We start from the raw sequence: 1212 nt of genomic DNA, 5'->3' as shown, positions 1-1212 counted from the left end.
CCGGGCCGTGGGCCGCCGCGGCCCAGCCCGGCGACGTCGTGCTGATGCTGGGCCCCGGCGGCGGCTACGCGCCCGACCCCGAGGCCGCCTGGCACCTGCTGGTGGGCGACGAGAGCGCGCTGCCGGCCATCGCCGCCTCCCTGGAGGCGCTGCCCGACGGCGCCCTGGCCCACGTCCTGCTGGAGGTGGACGGCCCCGGGGACGAGCTGAAGCTCGGCACGGCCGCCGACGCGCGGATCACCTGGCTGTACCGGGGCGCGCGGCCCGTCGGCCAGTCGCTGGTGGAGGCGGTGCGCGCGCTGGAGTTCCCCGAGGGGGACGTGCACGCGTTCGTCCACGGCGAGGCCGGTTTCGTCAAGGAGCTCCGCCGCCACCTGCGGCTGGAGCGGGGCGTGCCGATGGAGCGGCTGTCCATCTCCGGCTACTGGCGCATCGGCGTCGACGACGAGGGCTGGCGGGCGGTCAAGAACGACTGGAACCGCGAGGTCGAGGCCGACGAGGCCCGCGCCCTGGCCTCCTGACCCTCTTCCGGACGAAAGCCCGCCAACCACAGAAAGCCACTTCAGAACGTTCCATCCCAGCACTTACTAACCCTCCGGGCACGAACGCCTTACCTTCGATACCCCTTGCGCAAGACATGCGGAAAGGGCCCCCGGATGCCGCCACAGTGTGCCTTGCCGTGTCCCCCACAGGAGAGGCGAGACCCGGATGGCGCGTGGTGCGAGCGACATGCCTCCTGGCGTGCGACCGCTTACGGTGGGCGACCCGGTCGTCATCGGCCGGTACCTTCTCCTCGGCCGCCTGGGGACGGGCGGGATGGGAGTGGTGTACCTGGCCGAACACCCGCAAGGCGGCCTGGTCGCGCTCAAGACGCCGCACGCGGTACATCTCCACGATGCCACGTTGCGGGCGCGTTTCGCCGAGGAAGTGGCTTTCTCGCGGAGATTGGTGCCTTTCTGCACCGCCGCCGTCATCGAGGACGGCGTCGAGGACGGCCGTCCGTACCTGGTCACCGAGTACATCCCGGGGCCCGCGCTGTCCCAGGTGGTCAAGGCCGGGGGAGCGCTCACGCCCGACCTCGCCTACGGCGTGGCACTCGGCGTGGCCGCCGCGCTCGTCGCCGTGCACGAGGCCGGTCTGGTGCACCGCGACCTCAAGCCCGGCAACGTGCTGCTGTCGCCCGGAGGGCCGCGGGTCATCGACTTCGGCATC

Annotated in this window: 2 protein-coding genes; both read left to right on the top strand. The window is 72.2% G+C overall.

Features of this window, described 5'->3' with window-relative positions:
* Positions 1 to 521, top strand: a 521-nt coding sequence (locus ACWCSD_RS52815; protein WP_449927564.1) for a siderophore-interacting protein, incomplete at its 5' end; no start/stop codon positions are given.
* 220 nt (positions 522 to 741) lie between these two features.
* The coding region (locus ACWCSD_RS52810; RefSeq protein ID WP_449927561.1) for a protein kinase domain-containing protein at positions 742 to 1212 on the top strand (471 nt) is incomplete at its 3' end.

Source organism: Nonomuraea sp. NPDC001684 (genome assembly GCF_053596515.1).
This window is presented reverse-complemented; position numbering and strand designations above follow the sequence as displayed.